This window comes from Pseudobacillus badius (assembly GCF_002189605.1).
GTDB classification, from domain to species: Bacteria; Bacillota; Bacilli; order Bacillales; family Domibacillaceae; genus Pseudobacillus; species Pseudobacillus badius.
Window position 1 is genome coordinate 171,045 of record NZ_MWMM01000002.1, and the last position, 17,456, is coordinate 188,500.

Sequence of the window (17,456 nt, forward strand, 5' to 3'; positions counted from 1 at the left end):
CATCTTCAATTACATATTAACACGACCGATAATGATTTTCAATCTTATTTTATTATTTTTTAGTCACAGGAAGCAATCAGGAGGATGTTTAACCTCTAGAGGCTCTCGTCTCAGTCTTATTGTTTGACAAATCTTTAGAACCATTCAATAAACAAAAATTAGTTTTGCTTCTTGAATTGAAATAAGAACACAAACACATCCCCCTTTCCTGGCTGGGAAAGGGGGATGTGATAAAGAGCACCTTGTATGGTCAAGAAACTTTTGATTCTGTTAATTGAACGATCTTTTTGCTTTTCCGGCCAATCTCATTAAATAAAATATTTAAGAAGATTGCTGTCAAGCTGCCGGCAACAATGCCGTTGCCTGTTAAGACTTGCAAACCAGACGGCAGGCCGGCAAACAATTCAGGCACCACCGTAACGCCAAGGCCCATGCCGACTGAACAAGCGATGATTAATAAATTTTCCTGAGAGGACATATCCGCCCGGCTCAACATTTTAATTCCTTGCGCAACCACCATACCAAACATCGCTACCATGGCTCCGCCAAGAACGGCGGACGGGATAATCGTCGTCAAGGCGCCGATCTTCGGCACAAGACCGAGGATCACTAAAAAGCCGGCAGTATAATAAATCACCGTTTTTGACTTAATGCCGGACAACTGCATGAGGCCGACATTTTGGGAAAATGCGGTATAAGGAAAAGCATTAAAAATAGCGCCAAGCGTATAAGCAAGCCCTTCTGCACGATATCCTTTTGCTATATCTTTTTTATCAATTTTTTGCTCGCAGATATCAGAAACAGCGAAATAAACACCTGTTGATTCCACCATGCTCACAACAGCCACCAGAATCATCGTTAAGATTGAAGCCCATTCAAATGTCGGCAGCCCGAAGTAAAACGGCTGCACCATATGGACAAGTTCTGCATCTTTGACTGGCGAAAAGTCTACTTTCCCCATAAAAGCGGCAATAACTGTTCCAGCAAGCAATCCGATTAACACGGCAATCGAACGGACAAATCCATCGAAAAAGCGGAATAATGCAATAATGATAAATAAAGTAGTAAATGCCAAAAAGATATTGGCTGCAGAACCGAAATCAGCACTGCCTTGTCCGCCGGCCATATTGTTCATCGCTACCGGGATTAAGGTGACACCAATAATGGTAACAACCGAGCCGGTGACAACAGGCGGAAAAAAGCGGACAAGCCGGCTGAAAAAAGAGGAAATCAGCAGGACAAAAATCCCCGAGGCCAGTATCGCCCCGTAAATCGCTGAAATTCCATGCTTCTGGCCGATCTCCATCATCGGTCCAACCGCAGTAAACGTACACCCTAGCACAACCGGAAGGCCAATTCCTACAAAACGGCCTTTCCACACCTGAAGAAACGTCGCAATGCCGCACATAAAAATATCAATCGAAACCAAATAGGTCAGCTGCTCCGCTGTCAAGCCCATAGAACCGCCAACGATCAACGGAATGATGACCGCACCCGCATACATCGCAAGCACGTGCTGGAATCCTAATGAAGCGGATTTGAGAATAGATGGCTTCATGCGAGGACTCCTTCCGCAAATGTCACTTTGCCATCTGCTAGTGATTGGACTCTAGCAAGAGACTCTACCCGGACATTCTTTTCAAGCAGCAAATGCCGGCCGTTCTGGAACGCTTTCTCAATGACGATGCCGATGCCGGCAACAGAGGCGCCCGCTTGTTCAGCAATCTCCAGCAAGCCAAGTGCGGCTTGTCCATTGGCAAGAAAGTCATCAATAATCAACAAATGATCTTCTTCTGTTATAAAAGATTTAGAAACGGCAATTCGGTTTGTTTCCTGCTTCGTAAACGAATGAACATCGGCTGTATATAAATTTTCAATTAATGTAAGCGATTGACGCTTTCTAGCAAAGACGACAGGCACATCAAGTTCAAGACCAGCCATCACACTAGGAGCAATCCCGCTTGATTCAATCGTTAAAATTTTAGTGATTTTTTCATCAGCAAAACGGCGGGCGAATTCTTGTCCGATTGCTTTCATCAGCTTCGGATCCACTTGATGATTTAAAAAAGAATCTACTTTCAGCACTTGATCTGAGAGCACATTTCCCTCTTTCACGATCTTATCTTGTAAACTTTTCATTTTATATCCTCCTCAACTTTTTCGATCTTTTGGACAGAAAAAACCCCAAAGATCATGTCATTCCTCAATTACTGAGTGAAGCAATGCCCTTTGGGGGTTGAGAAGGCAACAAGAAAGAATGCCCTTCCACTGCTCACTCATAGTCAAATGATTTACGGTCATTCGGTAGAAACTTGCAGGCCCTATTCCTGCGATTATATGAGCGAATGCTTTGTTTAGTTGTATTCACAATTATATCAGCATACATGAGAATTTCAATGCTATTCACGAACATTTTTCGATTTTTTTCTTAAATCATTCGCAATTTTCGGTAAAATACAAAAACGGCTGGAATATTTCCAGCCGCCTCCTTACTTTTTCATCGGAGCATTTATCGCTTGTCCCGGATAAAAGGGAAAATCATCATCCGGCTCCTCCTCTTTCTTTGCCCATCTGGAAATAAGAAGGAAAAGCGCAATCCCGTAAGAAGCAAGCTGAATCCCCTTCAGCACGCCTCCTGCCAGCTGTTGATCCTGCAAGGCCGTTAAGTTAGGCAATAATTGTTGGCCAGGTCTATAGACTTCATAAAAAGGGCTTTCGGCAACCAGCAGGAAAATTCCGATCGGCAAAAGCAGCAAAGACGCTACAAAGACATACATCACCCGCACAGACTCCGATAAGCGATTCATCTCAGGCAGCGGTGAAATAATGGTCCACCACATCAGGAAAGCAGCTCCAAGCATAATAAGCTGAGCGCTTCCTAACAGCAGTGTATGCTTTTGCAAGAAGTTAAAAATGTCAGGGGCCAGATAAACCGATAACAGCAAGCTAAATAAGAGCGCTGTAACCCACGGATGGGTAAACAGCTTTAACACAAATCTTGTGCGATAAGACCAAAAGAAAGACCGCAAGAACTCTTTGGGCAATCCTAAAATAAAAAGCGGCGGCACAACAAACAGCATAACCGTCAGTTCAACAACATGCGCGCTAAATAATTCCTCTGCCGCAATAACAGCAAACGGGCTGCCTACGAAAACATAAAATAAAATCAGAGCTGAATAAAAATAAAATCGCTGCATTCGCTTAAATACATACTTGTCCGAAGAAACTAACCTTGCATACAGAAAAGACAAGAGCCCTAAACAAACCAAATAACCGGCTCCCCACAGTTGAAACCAATTCGCATCAGAAACAACATTTCCGATCACTTCATTGCCCTCCCACGTAATTAAATAATCAATCCGCTGTTCTTTATTCTGTATTTATTCGTGCAGACAAAGCTCCTATTCTTACTATTTTCTCTATTTTAGCAAAGATTGGCCGCTTTGCTAGGCTCTTTTGGACGGAACTCTATCTATTTGGCCGTTGGGCGAACGGGGGCACAAGACCCCCTGGCTAGTGTAAGTTAATCTTTTTGTCTTGGCGGGCGCTTTCCCCAATACTGGTAATAATCCGTTCGAATAAACCCGTTAAAGAGCTTCCGTTTTTTCGTCGCTTGCTTGCCGTAAAATTGTTCAAATCCTTCATGAGATGTCAGCATATATACGGACCACGTATCATAGCCGGCCAGCGCTTGGCCCATCTCCTGATACATTTGCTCCACTTCTGGCCGGTCTCCGAGACGTTCACCATAAGGAGGGTTTCCGACGATCACTCCATAGTCTTTTGAAGTCGAGAAATCTTTGACATTCATTTGTTTAAATTGAATTAAATCAGCCAGCCCTGCTTCGAAGGCATTTTTTTGCGCCACATCAACCATTCGGTGATCGATATCACTGCCCGTAATATCTAGAGGCTGATTATAATTGGCTACATCTTCCGCTTCCACTCTCGCGTTCTCCCATACCTCTTCGCCCATCCAATGCCACTCTTCCGAGACAAACTCCCGATTAAACCCTGGGGCGATATTCTGACCGATCAGGGCTGCCTCTATCGGAATGGTGCCCGAACCGCAGAACGGGTCAACAAACGGGCGGTCGGGATGCCAATTTGTCAGCTGGATAAGAGCAGCAGCCAGCGTTTCCTTTAACGGGGCGCCTCCTTGAGCGATACGGTAACCCCGGCGATGCAGACCAGCACCGCTAGTGTCAATTGTAAGTGTGGCTTTATCTTTCAGCAAAGAAACTTCAATTTTAAATAAAGGACCGGTTTCTTGCAGCCATGTCTGAATTCTATATTTGTTTCTCAAGCGTTCGACAATTGCTTTTTTTACGATAGCCTGACAGTCAGATACACTGAATAAAGTCGACTTCACCGATTTCCCTTGCACTGGAAACTCGGCTTCCTTCGGTAAGTACTGCTCCCATGGCAGCGCCTTCGTTGCTTCAAATAACTGATCAAATGTGGTTGCTTTAAATTCACCGACAATGATCTTTACACGGTCAGCCGACCGCAGCCACATATTGCAGCGGGCAATCGCTGACTCATCCCCTTGAAAAATAACTCTTCCATTATCTGTTTGGCATTCATAGCCAAGATTTTTCACTTCATTCGCCACAACTGCCTCGAGCCCCATTGCAGCTGTAGCCATTAATGTATAGGTTGGCATCCAATCACCTGCACTTATAGAATTATGTATTCATTAAAAAACATCCATATAGAACAAAAGCTCTCCATAAAGGAGAGCTTGTGAAATTATATCCCATAATAACGTTCTGTAAGCCATGTTCTGTACCATCGTACTGCAAGCGATCAGGGATGATCTTGTACTCCGGTGGTAATCATCTATCTGCGGATGTTCTAAAAACAGCCGCCCCTCTTATTGTTCATTTCCTTAAAGAGGGTGCCCCTACCTAAATTTGGGTTGCTCACTCGCGGGGTTTACCTCGTTCCACCTTTATAATTTCTTATAAAGCTACGTCACTGTGGCACTTTCAAGGTAATCATGCCATATCCGAAGACTTAGGCATTTTCCCTGCCGTCAATCCAGCCGGAGCCGAACTGCCCTAGCTTACTTTTTCGCTAGGCACGAACACTACAGGCATCTCAGCACTGTGTGAGCATGGACTTTCCTCTGCAGCTAAACAGCTGCAGCGATTACCCGAACGCTATTATTGTCACCTGCACTATTATATAGGAAAAAACCAACTAATGCAAGAGTTTGTTCAGCTGCACAGCTACTTATTCGTTGTACAGCTTATCCCCGAAGACGTGCCGCTCTAAGTTGGACAAGCGCTTCAGAATATCGAAGTTTGTTGAACCGGCAGCTGGCTGCGGAGCCGGAGCCGGAGCAGGCTGCGAGCGGCGCATTGTCGTTTCACTTTGTTTCTTCAAGCGCAGATTCTCCTGCTGCAGCTCTTCGATAGCTTGATGAAATGCCTCGTAGTCCTTAATAATTAAATCAAGAAACTGATCCACTTCATCTGGGTTATAGCCTCTCATAGAAGTTTTAAAGTCTTTTTCTAAAATGTCCTTCGCTGTCAGTTTCACTTTATTAGATAACATTCCCGTCATCACCTCAATATATTCCAAACCGTGTTGCATTTATTTTTTCAAAAACAGGCTCATTTGTCAATCTATTCAGCCCTTAATCCCAGTCTGTTTCTTTCAACTGTTCCTCTTCTGTAATAAATTGCAAATCATAAAATGTTATTTGGCGAATCTCAAACGGATGCTTCTCTTGAAAAGCCCGGGCCATATCCCACAAGTATTGAGGAGATCCTGGCTTTTCGTCATCATAAATTGCCAGGAGGCCAGCTGCTTTTCGCAAAAACAATTGATTTTTATTTCGAAATTGTGCCGGGCTCTTATACGGCTCCTTCGATATTGAATCGACAAAATCAGCTTTGGCGAGAATCGCTTCATAATAGTGTCGGGTTTCTTCTTTCCAATTTTCCTGCTGCTGCACAAACGGAGTAAGCACAGCAAGTTTAACATGAGGAAATTCCTCCTTCAACTGAAACAGCACCTCTGCCGCCCAGCACTCGACACCAAGCTGGCCGCTGATCAATAGCCATTCCATGCCTTCATCAAGCAGGCGCAGGAGCTCCTTTTCCAGCGCTTTTTTGATAAAGAATACAGCCGGATCATTTTGTTTAAAGATGCCAAGCTCATAAGGCTTATACCCGGCTACTGTCCAAACAGACATTGAAAAACACCCCCTTTATCGCATAATAAAAAAGCAAGGGAAAGCCCTTACTTTTTTATCTGCCTAACAGCCAAATGGCCAGCGAGAATTCTCCCCGCACAACAGCTGCTGATATACACATTCTGAGCAAAAAATTGGGTATGCGGATCATAATGCTGATGCTAGTATGTTTGATGATTAATGTTGGCCATGTGTTGGATAAAAGTGCGGCACAATAAATTGCTCAAAGATGTAATTTTCACAGCACATCGGCGGATGACTCATCACAGGTCATACTTTGGGCCGGCTGCAATGCATCCTTCCATCCCCTATTTCTATATAGATCATCTGTGCAGAAAGAAGGGAACACGCATTTTTTAAATAGTTGTTTTACAAAAAGCTGGAAAAGCTATCCTTCATATTAGTCATGAAAAAAGCAGTTAAGCCGACAACAACAAAAAATAACACAAGTAAAGCGCGATACACGTTCATTCCACCCCATACATATTTTCTCTTATGTTTTTTGTACCATTCTACATTTTACAGCCTTTTGTCATAAGAAACAATAAACATCTGGAATTTATTTTGGCGAAAAGAACAAAACTTTGTCGTTTTTTTATTGTTAAAAGTCGAAAAGAAGTACCTATCTGCAAATTGCCATCTTGCTTATCTATTTATTTTCTTCATTAACCTTGTTTTTCTTTTATCCAAATCCTCTTCCAGCCGCTTATTTGTCCCGTTACAAAGACTACTTGCTGCTTCTGCGTGCTGCATCGCCTTCAAGAGTTCCTTTTGCTTATGCTCGTAATATTTACTCAGCTCAATATGCGCTTCTATTCTTTCGGACAGCGCTCCTTCCTCGCAGACGGCATCCCATAAAGCAACTGCTTGAGCCCAGTTTTTTTCCCTCTTATAGTGAAAAGCTAGAGCATGGCTGGCCATCGCCTGCACTTCTTTATCCTGCTCATCAACAAGCTTTCGGTAAGCACCTGCTGACAGCTTTTTTTCGCCGACTGCCTCAAGCCATCGTGCAACTTCAAACTTTTCCCGGCTCGTCCGGCCTTCCCCTTCCTCCAGAATATGAAGGCTGACATGGGTGTAAAGGGTAATGAGCGTTAAAATATCCCTTTCATTATGCTCCATGACCTTCAATATACCTTCCGGCTTCCGTCTTTCTACATAATCAAAATAAATCATTGGCGCTAAGTAGCCGGGGATATCTTCTATACGGCAAATATCAAGCTTTTCCTTCTCAACATTTACCAGTTTGACAGCCTCCATTGAATGTTTCCATAGTCTTCTGGAAGCGTGATATAAATCAAAGTGGCCAAACCCCGGGAGCTTTGGCACATGCTCACGAACGAGGGTATGCCGGGTTTTTACTTGCGGCCAGTCAAAGGATTTTCCATTATAAGTGACGAGCGTCGTGTAATCTACTTTCTCAAGAAAGCTTGAATACAGCGCCACTTCATTTCCTGGTGCCGGCAAAAAATGCTGGCGTACCACGACCTCCTCCTCCTGGATTCTGGCGTAGCCGAGCAAGAAAATGATATTTCCGGTTCCTCCGCCGAGACCGGTAGTTTCCGTATCGAAGAAAAACAAATCCGACACCTGATGCCCTTTCGCAGATAATGGATGGGCTCCTTCCCATTCATTCCACTTGGCTACAGCCTGCTTCACTTCAGAAAACCGGTGCCGGCCATGCTGGAAGGAGAGCGGATACCTGACTTCGCGAATGAGACACCATTGATCATCAAGCACATAAGGCGTTGCTCCAGCTCTTTCCCATTCATCCATATAAGGGATATCCGGCTGCTGAACAAGCGGTTTTTCTGCAGGCTTATCTTGTTCTTCTCTGATAATGTGGCGTTTCATCCGTTGAAGCTTTCCGGATAATCCCATTTCACTTGACTCCTCTCATAAGAACATTTTCAACAGGCGGTAAGCATCTTCCTTCGCCGTAGGAAAAGCGGTGTCGGTGCCTATGCAGGAAGGACAGCCTTTTGGACAAGGGCAATGATGAATGAGCTCTGCCGCTTGGTTGATAATTTCGCTGAATTGATTGAAAACTTGTTCACTTAGCCCGATGCCGCCCGGGTAATGATCATAGACGAAGATTGTCGGCTTCTCATTATGGCTGGCTTTTACTTGCGGCACAATATGGATATCATTCGGATCGCACATAGCAAATAAAGGGATAATCGCTTTTAATGAATGGGCTGCTCCGATGAGGCCGTTCTCTACTCGTTCTTCTGACAGTTCCTGGACATTGTTATCGAGCGACATCCATACCGCATTCGTATGCAGCTCTACCTCCGGCAAATGAATCGGACCGGAACCAATGTTTTCATGCGTATCAAATTTAATCTTTTTAAAAATAGTGGCCATCGCATGAACAGCCACATCCCCGTAGGAAAACGCGGCCGTCCCCTTTTCCTGCTTTTTGTCCTCCTCCAGCACTTGAAGCTGGACCGCCAGATTCGCATCTGTAAAATAATCCACATCCACTTCGCGAACATAGGCTTTCTTCTCTTCCCAGTCCAATTCCTCCACTTGGTATTGGACTCCCTGATGAAGGTAAATCGCTTCATCATGCAAGAGGGTCATCGCGCTGAATGTATCCATTTCTCCGATCACTTTATGGCCAGCTGTTACAGAAATGTCAATAATAATCACATTTTCCTGTGAAGCTGAACGCAGACTGATATTATGAGCCGGAAATGAATCATTCATCCAAAACCATTGTCCTTGATTCTCATGCAGCACTCTCTCTGCTGTTAAGAACTCAAGCACCTCTTCAATATCCGTTTCCCCGAATGATTCTCCTTGTTTAAACGGCAGCTCATAAGCGGCACATTTCAAATGGTCAATAAGAATGACGAGGTTGTCAGGATTAATCCGAGCTGTTTCAGGTGTGCGTCTAAAGAAATAATCTGGATGATCAATAATAAATTGATCGAGCGGATCAGAGCTTGCTACCATAATCACAAGAGACTCCCCATGACGGCGCCCCGCTCTGCCGGCTTGCTGCCAGGCACTGGCAATCGTTCCTGGATAACCAGTCATTACACAAACTTGGAGCTGGCCGATGTCGACTCCAAGTTCAAGCGCATTCGTGCTGACCACTCCATAAATATCTCCATTCCTCAGACCCTTCTCAATTTCGCGCCGCTGCGTGGGCAAGTATCCTCCGCGATAGCCTCTGATCGATTTCGCGCCGAGTTCGTTTTTCACAAGTTCCTGCAAGTACGTCAAAAGAATTTCCACGCGCACCCGGCTTCTGGCAAATACGATCGTTTGAATTTTATTTTTTAGCATTTCGCCAGCGAGCCGGCGGACTTCCAAAACCGCGCTGCGCCGAATGTTCAACGGTTTATTGACAACAGGGGGATTGTAAAAGACGAAGTGCTTTTTCCCGGCTGGCGCCCCATTTTTATCAATTAGCCGGATCGCTTTCCCGGTTAATGACTCGGCAAGCTCCAGCGGATTGGCAATGGTAGCAGATGTGCAAATAAATACTGGATCGCTCCCATAATAGCGGCAAATTCGCTGTAAACGGCGCAAAACATTTGCCACGTGGCTGCCGAATACTCCCCTGTATATATGAAGTTCATCAATGACGATGTATTTTAAGTTCTCAAATAATGAGACCCATTTTGTATGGTGCGGCAAAATTGCCGAATGCAGCATATCTGGATTTGTCAGAATGACTTGTCCCGCTTTGCGTACTTTTTGGCGAATATTTGCCGGCGTATCTCCGTCATACGTATAGCTGTGAATTGGCAGACCCACTTCCTGAATCAATTCATTGATTTCGCTTTTTTGGTCCTGCGCAAGTGCCTTCGTCGGAAACAAATAAAGCGCCCGCGCTTTCTCATTTTCGATCACCGCTTGCATAACCGGCAAATTGTAGCAAAGTGTTTTTCCGGATGCTGTCGGCGTAACAGCTACGAAGCTTTCTCCCCGCCTTGCTGCTTCATAGGCCAGCAATTGATGCGTATATAACTGCTCAATTCCTCTATTGTTTAACGCGGCTGCAAGCTCAGGAGCAATGTCAGCCGGCAGCGGAACAACAGCCGCTTCTTTTTCTGGTATGGTGTGCCAATGAATAATATTTGAACGGACTGCTTCCTCCTGCCTTAGCCAGTCGATGGCTTCTTGCAGCGTCTTTCTCCCAAATTGCATGCTCTCACCTCTTCTTCATTTTAGCGAACAAACGATCCATTTGAAAGAAAAACTGACTGTTTTCGTCCCGCAAAAAAGCCCTGAAGGCATCACTCTCCTTCAAGGCCGGATTATTTATACTTTCAGCCACCCAGACATATCCTTCACAACCTTTGACAATTGCGACACCGTATTCACCATCATTCCCGCTGTATCCATCGCTTTATTAATGTCAAATGTGCCATCTTTATTTTGAAAGGATTTCAATAGAGCAGACTGGCTGCTGCTTTTGGCCGATCCCATGTTTTGCGTCATAGAAGCAGAGGGCGCGAACATAGAATACGGTCCTTCTTGCATTGGCATTTGGTACAGCGGATGGCCCCACAAATCCCCCGGAAATTGGGAATAACCGGGCGGAGAAGGTGTGTGGCCAGGATAAGCCGAAGGTGAATGATAGGGATAATGCCCAGGATATTGGTACACCTGACTCCACGGATTCATCTTTTTCCCTCCCGCAACATTCGTTACAACATGGTATGCGAATCCGCTGAAAAGGTGACTGTCACGTTAATTCTTTTATTAACTGATGCAACACGAAAAGAGTTGACTCAACGTAATTTCGAAAACGTTTAAAGCTGGTTTCCGGAAAAAACGCTTGTACTGAAATCAACTCGATATTCTCTACCACCGCTTTCATTTGCGGATAGTGGATATGGCGAAAGCGCCTCGTTTGCAAACAAGCGGTCAGTTCCTTCTCCCATTCTCTCGACCGCAAGCGGGCTTGGTCCGCAAAAGGCTTGACTTCTGCATAAAAATCCCCTTTTTCTTGTTTTTCCCTCGCTAAGTGATAACGGCTATTGGCACGGGTGACAATCTCTATCAGCTGCTCTGTCAATTCTTGAAGTCGGCTCATCATTTATTCTCCTGTTCACCCTGTTATATTTTAATTAAGCTTTAGCTCATACGCATAAAGAAACTCATTTAATCGAACAAAAAGAAAACAACAGAGAAAGTCATCGTCTCTTCATTTCATTCAAATGAGTCAACACGCACATCGCTTATTTTACAATTTTATAAGTTTTTGGGGGAATCTTCAAGAGATCGTTTCTTCATTTTAATTATATGTTAAAAGGATTGGACCATCTTGTAGGCAGGACCGGCAGACAACAAGAATTCAGCTCCTTCTTCCAGCTGGCTCATGCGCGCCATCACCGCCTCCTTTTTCTTCCAAAGGCGTGAATAGTGGGCTTTGTGCATCACAGCAGATCGTTTCTGCAACACTTTCTCGATTTGCTCTACTTGTTCTTCAATCTCATTTAAGGTACGAAGCACTTCTTCTCTTGTCATTCTTCCCACTCCTTTTATAATATTCTTTGCGCTTATTCTCTTGCCCAACTCTTTCTCTCTTTTTATAATGGATTCCTTCTCGCCTGACAAAACTAGGTGTCTTTCGGCAAAGAAAGAACGAGCCGGACAAAAATTTCTTTTGATTCGACAAAGCTTTTATCCCCTAAAAGTACTATGCGCTATGAATGCAGCCGCGGCGTGAAAAGGTTATAATAAAGAAGCCGGAAAGGTCATATGAGGCTGCTAAACTGCATAACTGTACAAGAGGACCACAGAGGAAGTGGGGAAGGAATTTCACGTCCGGAACGGCCAAAAGGAAAAAATCGTCCTATTTCTCTACCCCGTGTATAATTTTTTCTGTTATGATATGTATTATCTTGTGAGGTGCATGCTATGACAATAAGATATCCGAACGGAAAGAAATATGTGGCGGATACAAAAGCGGCGGCAATGAAGCAGACTCCTTTGCGGGATAGTTATAGTAACAGGGGAATGACGCTTGAGGAAGATTTAAACGAAACAAATACATTCTATCTTGAGCGCGGCCTGGCAGTTATCCATAAAAAGCCGACGCCTGTGCAAATTGTCCAGGTGGATTACCCAAGAAGGAGCGCAGCTGTCATAAAGGAAGCCTACTTTAAACAAGCTTCTACTACTGATTATAACGGCGTATATCGGGGGAAGTATGTCGATTTCGAAGCAAAGGAGACGAGAAATGCAACGTCCTTTCCGTTAAAAAATTTTCATAAACATCAAATTGCCCATATGGAGAATGTGGAGAAGCAGGAAGGTATCAGCTTCGTCATTATTCGTTTTACCTTAACGGAGGAAATTTTCTATCTTCCGGCAAGCCGTTTGTTTGATTTCTGGAACAGAATGGAGAACGGCGGCCGAAAATCGATCACAAAAGCGGAGATTGAGAGCTCAGGCTTTTCGATTCCGACAGGCCTTCACCCCCGTATTCCCTACTTGTCTGTCATCGATAAGCTGTATTTTTAAGATTATGGATCTTAACACTCTTTATTTCCATTGAAAGCGAGGATATTGAACAAATGTCTGATGAATATAATTCACGTATAGAAAGAAGAAAGAAGAAAAAACGCACACCAAAAAACACAGCAGGCGGTGCGAAAAAACCGACTAAAAAGAAATCTTCTTTAGCCAAGAAAATATTTCTTACTCTCGCCGCTGTATTCCTGCTTACTCTTGCTGGCGGCCTTGGCGCATTTGCCTTCATGGTAAAAGATGCGCCTAAATTGGATGAAGGATTGCTCCGCGATCCGATTTCCTCAAAAATTTACGATATGAATGGCGACTTTATTACCTCTGTGGGCTCAGAGAAACGTGATTACGTTAAATATGAAGATATTCCCCCTCTGGTAAGAGATGCCATTCTTGCGACAGAGGACGCCCGCTTCTTTAAGCATCACGGGGTGGATGTGATCCGTATTGGCGGCGCGGCCATCAAAAACGTAACAAACGGCTTCGGTTCAGAAGGAGCCAGCACAATTACACAGCAGGTTGTAAAAATGTCCTTCCTGAAGCCCGAAAAAACATTGAAGCGGAAAGCGCAGGAAGCTTGGCTGGCTTACCAGCTTGATAAAGAATATTCCAAAGAAGAAATCTTTGAAATGTATGTCAACAAAGTATATATGTCAGACCGGATTTTCGGCATTAAAGAAGCAGCCAGTTATTATTTCGATAAAGAGCTGGATGAGTTGACTTTGCCGGAAGCCGCATTACTGGCGGGTATGCCGCAAAGCCCGAATAACTACAATCCGTTCAATCATCCGGACCGTGCCGAAAAGCGCCGGAATGTAGTCTTGTCATTAATGGAGCAGCACCACAAAATCACAAGCGCTGAAATGACAGCAGCGAAGCAAAAGCCTGTATCCAAGCAGCTTGCTGAAGAAAAACCGGACACCGGCAATGCGAAGAAGTTTAACGCGTATATTGACATGGTTGTAGAAGAAGTGCAGGAGATGGGTGATTACAATCCTTATTCCGACGGGCTCAAGATTTATACAACACTTGACCCAGATGCACAAACTTATATGGAAAAATTACTGAATACCGATGAAATTATTAATTATCCAAGCGAAAATTTCCAAGCGGGGATTTCTCTTATCGACACACAAACAGGAGAGGTTCGGGCGATTGGCGGCGGCCGCAACCAAAAAGTGGAGCGGGGTTTTAACTATGCCGTTGATTTGAAACAGCGTCAGCCTGGGTCGGTAATTAAACCGCTAATCGATTACGGTCCAGCGATTGAGTATTTAAAATGGTCTACCTACCAGCAGCTTGATGACCGTCCAGATACTTATTCAAACGGCACGCCGATCCGCAATGCCGGGGGCTCCTATATGGGACCGTTGTCTATGAGAACGGCTCTTGTCTATTCCCGCAACATTCCGGCTTTGCAAACTTATAAAAAAGTCGGACATGAAAAAGCGAACGAGTTTTTAAATAATGTGGGCATTGAACTTTCTAAAGAGCAATCGGAAAACGAATCAAACTCAATCGGTGCCATGAGCGGCATCTCTCCGCTTGATCTGTCTGGTGCTTACGCCGCTTTCGGTAACGGCGGAACGTATATCAAGCCGCATGCCGTTAAGAAAATTGTCTTGGCTGATGGAGATACAGAAGTAAGAAACGATATTAAGCCGAAGAAAGCAATGAGTGACTATACTGCTTATATGATTACTGATATGCTGAAAGATGTCGTTGATGAAGGGACGGGCCGCAGAGCGAATATTCCAGGGCTTCCTCTAGCAGGTAAAACCGGAACAACGAACTATACAGCAAAAGAGAAGAGAGAATGGAACATCCCTTCCTCGGCTTCTCCAGATTCTTGGTTTGTCGGCTACACAACAAATTATACGGCAGCCATTTGGACAGGTTATGAGGACAAAAAAGAATATTTATCAAAAAACAGCCAGAACATTTCAAAAGAGCTGTTTAAAAACTTAATGGATGAAGTATCATCCAAAAAAGAAACGAAAAACTTTAAAAAACCGAACAGCGTGGTTGAGTTACCGATTAAAAAAGGCACAAATCCGGCGCAAATCGCCGGCAAAGGCACTCCAGACAGCGAGAAAGTGTATGAACTGTTTATTAAAGGAGAAGAGCCAAAGAAAGTATTCAACGACTTTAAGGAAGAAGATAAAGAAAAAGATAAGAAAGAAGAAACAGAAGGAAAAATCGAAAACCTTTCCGCTTCTTATGATGCAGGTTCTCAGAGCATTTCTGTCTCCTGGTCATTTGGAGGAAAAGGGTCACCAAGCTTTACCGTTTCGTCATCAACCGGCGAATCTAGATCGACCGGCGGTTCATCCGCGTCCTTCGGCGGTGCAGAACCAGGAAAATCTTATAGCTTTACCGTCACAGCGACCGTTGATGGAAAGACAGTGGATACAGCCTCCACTTCGATCACGGTTCCGGGAGGCGAACAGCCGCCAGCTGAAGACGATAGCGAAGAGACTCCGCCTCCAACCGAGCCGGATGATACTACCCCAACCAATCCGGATAATAATGGCGGACAAAATGGGAACGGCGACAACGGGAATGATAATGGCGGAAATGACAACGGCGGAAACAATAATGGCGGGAATGGCAATGGCGGGAACAACACTGGAGGGAACAACACCGGAGGGAACAACACCGGAGGGAACGGCAATGGCGGAAATGGCAATGGCGGGAACACCGGCGGGAACACCGGTGGAACCACTCCAGGAACAGGAGAAACAACAACACCTCCTCCTTCCGGCGGGAACACACAGCAAAACTCACCAGGAGCACAGACGCCTTCTGAAAACCAAAAACAAAGCACTGGTGGTGAATAACCAACAACAAGTAAAAGGATGTCATGCCTGCATGACATCCTTTTACTTGTTCTCTTTCATTGCCGCCTTTTTTGCCAGCAGCTTGTCCTGCTCGATCATAAGCTCGCGCACTTGCCTGTAGGAATGGTAGGAATACGGCCGATGAAAGACAAATGCCAGCCGATCGGTTACATTGACCGGCTGAACGTCCAGCTTCTTGACTTGCTTGTCCCAGCCGTTCAGCCGAACAGGCTGTCCGTTGCCCCAAAATAGCTTCATTAGAAACAAGGCAATAGCAGCCTTCATCTGGACTTGAGTATCTCGATCCCGCCGTTGAAATTTACTTTCAAGCTCTGCCTTTAAGCGGAACCATTCCTTTTCGATCATGTCCAGCCCTTTGTCCTCAACCAGCCATGGCTTCCCTTCTCCAGAAAGCTCATAAATGAAAAAAGGAGCCGAAGACAATGACGCTTCGGCTGGCCATTCTACTCGCTCCTTTTCAGAAAAAAATAAGGAATGCTTTAATTGTTCCGGTATCTCCACCTCGCGTTTCATCATCCGCTTCTCCTCTTCATCCGCTTTTGCCCTTCTCGGCATAAATCGAGAAGCGGGCAAATTTCACATTGAGGAGATTGGGCTTTGCAATGATAGCGGCCGAAAAAAATAAGGCGGTGATGAGTAACGGACCATTCCTCTTTTGGTATCTTGCGCATAAGCGTTTCTTCCACTTCTGTCACAGAATCTTTCCAGCGGCAAAAGCCGAGCCGCTTGCTGACCCTCTCGACATGCGTATCAACCGCAATGGCTGGCACACCAAAAGCAACGGAAGCAACCACATTTGCCGTTTTTCTGCCTACCCCGGGTAGCTTCACAAGCTCTTCTTGTGTTCTCGGCACCTCCCCGCCCCTGTCTTCAATAAGCATACGGCACAGCTTTTGGATATTTTTTGCTTTATTGCGGAACAAGCCGATTGAACGAATATCCTGCTGCAGCTCTTCAAGCGGCACGGCTAAATAGTCTTCCGGTGTTTTGTATTTTTGGAACAAATCCTTCGTAACCTTGTTTACTAAAGCATCCGTACATTGGGCAGATAATAAAACAGCAATGACCAACTCAAACGGATTGTCATGATTTAGTTCACAATGAGCCTCTGGAAACATATCAGCCATCGTATCAAGACAATATCTGATTTGTGCTTTATTCAACATCTCTTTTTCTCCTTTTACTGCTCAAGCCAATTATAGAAAGGTACCGCTTTTTTTGATCGCTGCACTTGATCAGACGGGGATTGGCTTTTGCGAAAACGCTGGCCATATGCTCTCGCCTGTTCAAGCGTTTCAATCCCTTGCTTCTTCCACTCAAATAAAATCCGGTCAATATAGCGAAAATTCAACTTTCCAGAGATAACAGCCTCTCTTAAAGCTGCCTTAATAATGACCGCGTCGTGATGATCCTGATCAATCCAAATCGCAAGCGTCTCACATTCAAGCGGAGAAAGCGGGCGGCCAAACTCCCGTTCAAAACAAGTATATAGATCCTGCTCTTCATTCATCGCCTGATGCAAAGCGGATTGCCGGGATTGCTGCATCATAAAATCCGCGAGCTTCTTCCAAAGCGGTCTTAATGAATAACTTTCAAAGCCTAGCGTATCCCCTTGTTCAATCTCCAGCACTTGCTGCTGTATCAACTTTTTCACTACAAGAGAGCATTCACTGGCAGAAATGGTCATACGGGCGGCAAGTTCCTCGAACGTCGGAAAATGGCGTCCCTTTTGTTTGCAAGCAAAAATTTGCAGCAATAAAACAAGTTCAATTTCTGTAAAATCTAATTTCTGATAGTAAGTAAGGAGAACTTGCGGAACACTGATCATTCCTTCGTCCATCCAATTAATTAATAACTCTTTTTGCTCCATGGCAGACACCTCACAATCAAGTATATCA

The 17,456-nt window shown here is 44.6% G+C and carries 16 protein-coding genes, 1 other RNA gene and 1 riboswitch; of the genes, 2 read left to right on the top strand and 15 right to left on the bottom strand.

Annotated elements, in window-relative coordinates; translation table 11 throughout:
* Positions 1-250: 250 nt before the first annotated feature.
* The 12 genes from B1A98_RS03895 to B1A98_RS03950 form a co-directional block, all read right to left on the bottom strand.
* Positions 251-1,558 carry a nucleobase:cation symporter-2 family protein gene (locus tag B1A98_RS03895; protein ID WP_063385685.1) on the bottom strand — a complete coding sequence of 436 codons (1,308 nt, stop codon included), beginning with the start codon at positions 1,556-1,558 and terminating at the stop codon, positions 251-253.
* Positions 1,555-2,139, bottom strand: coding sequence for a xanthine phosphoribosyltransferase (locus B1A98_RS03900; RefSeq protein ID WP_041096871.1), 585 nt, complete (start codon positions 2,137-2,139; stop codon positions 1,555-1,557). The genes B1A98_RS03895 and B1A98_RS03900 overlap by 4 nt, the downstream gene beginning before the upstream one ends.
* A 120-nt stretch (positions 2,140-2,259) precedes the next feature.
* Positions 2,260-2,361: riboswitch (purine riboswitch) on the bottom strand.
* Positions 2,362-2,489: 128 nt separating this feature from the next.
* Positions 2,490-3,326: a cytochrome c oxidase assembly protein gene (locus B1A98_RS03905; protein WP_063385684.1), complete on the bottom strand. Its 837-nt coding sequence runs from the start codon at positions 3,324-3,326 to the stop codon at positions 2,490-2,492.
* A gap of 197 nt (positions 3,327-3,523) precedes the next feature.
* Entirely contained in the window at positions 3,524-4,666 is a 1,143-nt protein-coding gene (locus B1A98_RS03910; RefSeq protein ID WP_063385683.1) for a THUMP domain-containing class I SAM-dependent RNA methyltransferase, read from the bottom strand.
* A gap of 104 nt (positions 4,667-4,770) precedes the next feature.
* Positions 4,771-5,166, bottom strand: an RNA gene (rnpB, locus tag B1A98_RS03915) — RNase P RNA component class B.
* A 72-nt stretch (positions 5,167-5,238) separates the two neighbouring features.
* Complete coding sequence (gene gpsB / locus B1A98_RS03920) at positions 5,239-5,562, bottom strand: cell division regulator GpsB (protein ID WP_041096877.1); 324 nt, start codon at positions 5,560-5,562, stop codon at positions 5,239-5,241.
* A gap of 82 nt (positions 5,563-5,644) precedes the next feature.
* Positions 5,645-6,205, bottom strand: coding sequence for an SLOG family protein (locus tag B1A98_RS03925; protein ID WP_063385682.1), 561 nt, complete (start codon positions 6,203-6,205; stop codon positions 5,645-5,647).
* A 645-nt stretch (positions 6,206-6,850) separates the two neighbouring features.
* Positions 6,851-8,086 carry a ribonuclease H-like domain-containing protein gene (locus B1A98_RS03930; protein WP_063385681.1) on the bottom strand — a complete coding sequence of 412 codons (1,236 nt, stop codon included), beginning with the start codon at positions 8,084-8,086 and terminating at the stop codon, positions 6,851-6,853.
* Between the two features lie 15 nt (positions 8,087-8,101).
* Positions 8,102-10,369 (bottom strand): DEAD/DEAH box helicase, encoded by a 2,268-nt coding sequence (locus tag B1A98_RS03935; RefSeq protein WP_063385680.1) that lies wholly within the window; start codon positions 10,367-10,369, stop codon positions 8,102-8,104.
* A gap of 114 nt (positions 10,370-10,483) precedes the next feature.
* The gene (locus B1A98_RS03940) at positions 10,484-10,849 is read right to left on the bottom strand and encodes a YppG family protein (protein WP_063385679.1); all 366 of its coding nucleotides are present in this window, start codon (positions 10,847-10,849) and stop codon (positions 10,484-10,486) included.
* A gap of 61 nt (positions 10,850-10,910) precedes the next feature.
* Positions 10,911-11,264, bottom strand: coding sequence for a DUF1798 family protein (locus tag B1A98_RS03945; RefSeq protein ID WP_041096887.1), 354 nt, complete (start codon positions 11,262-11,264; stop codon positions 10,911-10,913).
* A 209-nt stretch (positions 11,265-11,473) separates the two neighbouring features.
* Complete coding sequence (locus B1A98_RS03950) at positions 11,474-11,695, bottom strand: hypothetical protein (protein WP_063385678.1); 222 nt, start codon at positions 11,693-11,695, stop codon at positions 11,474-11,476.
* 393 nt (positions 11,696-12,088) lie between these two features.
* Between B1A98_RS03950 and recU the strand changes: the two genes are divergently transcribed.
* On the top strand, positions 12,089-12,694 hold the full coding sequence (gene recU, locus B1A98_RS03955; protein WP_041096891.1) for a Holliday junction resolvase RecU: 606 nt from the start codon (positions 12,089-12,091) through the stop codon (positions 12,692-12,694).
* A 53-nt stretch (positions 12,695-12,747) separates the two neighbouring features.
* Positions 12,748-15,537 (top strand): transglycosylase domain-containing protein, encoded by a 2,790-nt coding sequence (locus B1A98_RS03960; RefSeq protein WP_063385677.1) that lies wholly within the window; start codon positions 12,748-12,750, stop codon positions 15,535-15,537.
* Between the two features lie 42 nt (positions 15,538-15,579).
* Here the strand turns inward: B1A98_RS03960 and B1A98_RS03965 are convergent, their stop codons facing one another.
* From B1A98_RS03965 to B1A98_RS03975, 3 genes are read right to left on the bottom strand one after another with little or no spacing between them, the layout of a single operon-like run.
* On the bottom strand, positions 15,580-16,074 hold the full coding sequence (locus B1A98_RS03965) for a YpoC family protein (RefSeq protein ID WP_125474388.1): 495 nt from the start codon (positions 16,072-16,074) through the stop codon (positions 15,580-15,582).
* The gene (gene nth, locus B1A98_RS03970) at positions 16,071-16,724 is read right to left on the bottom strand and encodes an endonuclease III (RefSeq protein WP_063385675.1); all 654 of its coding nucleotides are present in this window, start codon (positions 16,722-16,724) and stop codon (positions 16,071-16,073) included. The genes B1A98_RS03965 and nth overlap by 4 nt, the downstream gene beginning before the upstream one ends.
* A gap of 14 nt (positions 16,725-16,738) precedes the next feature.
* The gene (locus B1A98_RS03975; protein ID WP_041096897.1) at positions 16,739-17,428 is read right to left on the bottom strand and encodes a DnaD domain-containing protein; all 690 of its coding nucleotides are present in this window, start codon (positions 17,426-17,428) and stop codon (positions 16,739-16,741) included.
* Between the last annotated feature and the right edge of the window lie 28 nt (positions 17,429-17,456).

Bases quoted from the DNA above. Each gene is read 5' to 3' on its own strand.
- nth (WP_063385675.1), bottom strand. From the start codon at position 16,724: ATGTTGAATAAAGCACAAATCAGATATTGTCTTGATACGATGGCTGAT.
- B1A98_RS03910 (WP_063385683.1), bottom strand. From the start codon at position 4,666: ATGCCAACCTATACATTAATGGCTACAGCTGCAATGGGGCTCGAGGCA.
- B1A98_RS03965 (WP_125474388.1), bottom strand. From the start codon at position 16,074: ATGATGAAACGCGAGGTGGAGATACCGGAACAATTAAAGCATTCCTTA.
- gpsB (WP_041096877.1), bottom strand. From the start codon at position 5,562: ATGTTATCTAATAAAGTGAAACTGACAGCGAAGGACATTTTAGAAAAA.
- B1A98_RS03950 (WP_063385678.1), bottom strand. From the start codon at position 11,695: ATGACAAGAGAAGAAGTGCTTCGTACCTTAAATGAGATTGAAGAACAA.
- B1A98_RS03940 (WP_063385679.1), bottom strand. From the start codon at position 10,849: ATGAATCCGTGGAGTCAGGTGTACCAATATCCTGGGCATTATCCCTAT.
- B1A98_RS03895 (WP_063385685.1), bottom strand. From the start codon at position 1,558: ATGAAGCCATCTATTCTCAAATCCGCTTCATTAGGATTCCAGCACGTG.
- B1A98_RS03930 (WP_063385681.1), bottom strand. From the start codon at position 8,086: ATGGGATTATCCGGAAAGCTTCAACGGATGAAACGCCACATTATCAGA.
- B1A98_RS03960 (WP_063385677.1), top strand. From the start codon at position 12,748: ATGTCTGATGAATATAATTCACGTATAGAAAGAAGAAAGAAGAAAAAA.
- B1A98_RS03900 (WP_041096871.1), bottom strand. From the start codon at position 2,139: ATGAAAAGTTTACAAGATAAGATCGTGAAAGAGGGAAATGTGCTCTCA.
- B1A98_RS03935 (WP_063385680.1), bottom strand. From the start codon at position 10,369: ATGCAATTTGGGAGAAAGACGCTGCAAGAAGCCATCGACTGGCTAAGG.
- B1A98_RS03945 (WP_041096887.1), bottom strand. From the start codon at position 11,264: ATGATGAGCCGACTTCAAGAATTGACAGAGCAGCTGATAGAGATTGTC.
- B1A98_RS03975 (WP_041096897.1), bottom strand. From the start codon at position 17,428: ATGGAGCAAAAAGAGTTATTAATTAATTGGATGGACGAAGGAATGATC.
- recU (WP_041096891.1), top strand. From the start codon at position 12,089: ATGACAATAAGATATCCGAACGGAAAGAAATATGTGGCGGATACAAAA.
- B1A98_RS03925 (WP_063385682.1), bottom strand. From the start codon at position 6,205: ATGTCTGTTTGGACAGTAGCCGGGTATAAGCCTTATGAGCTTGGCATC.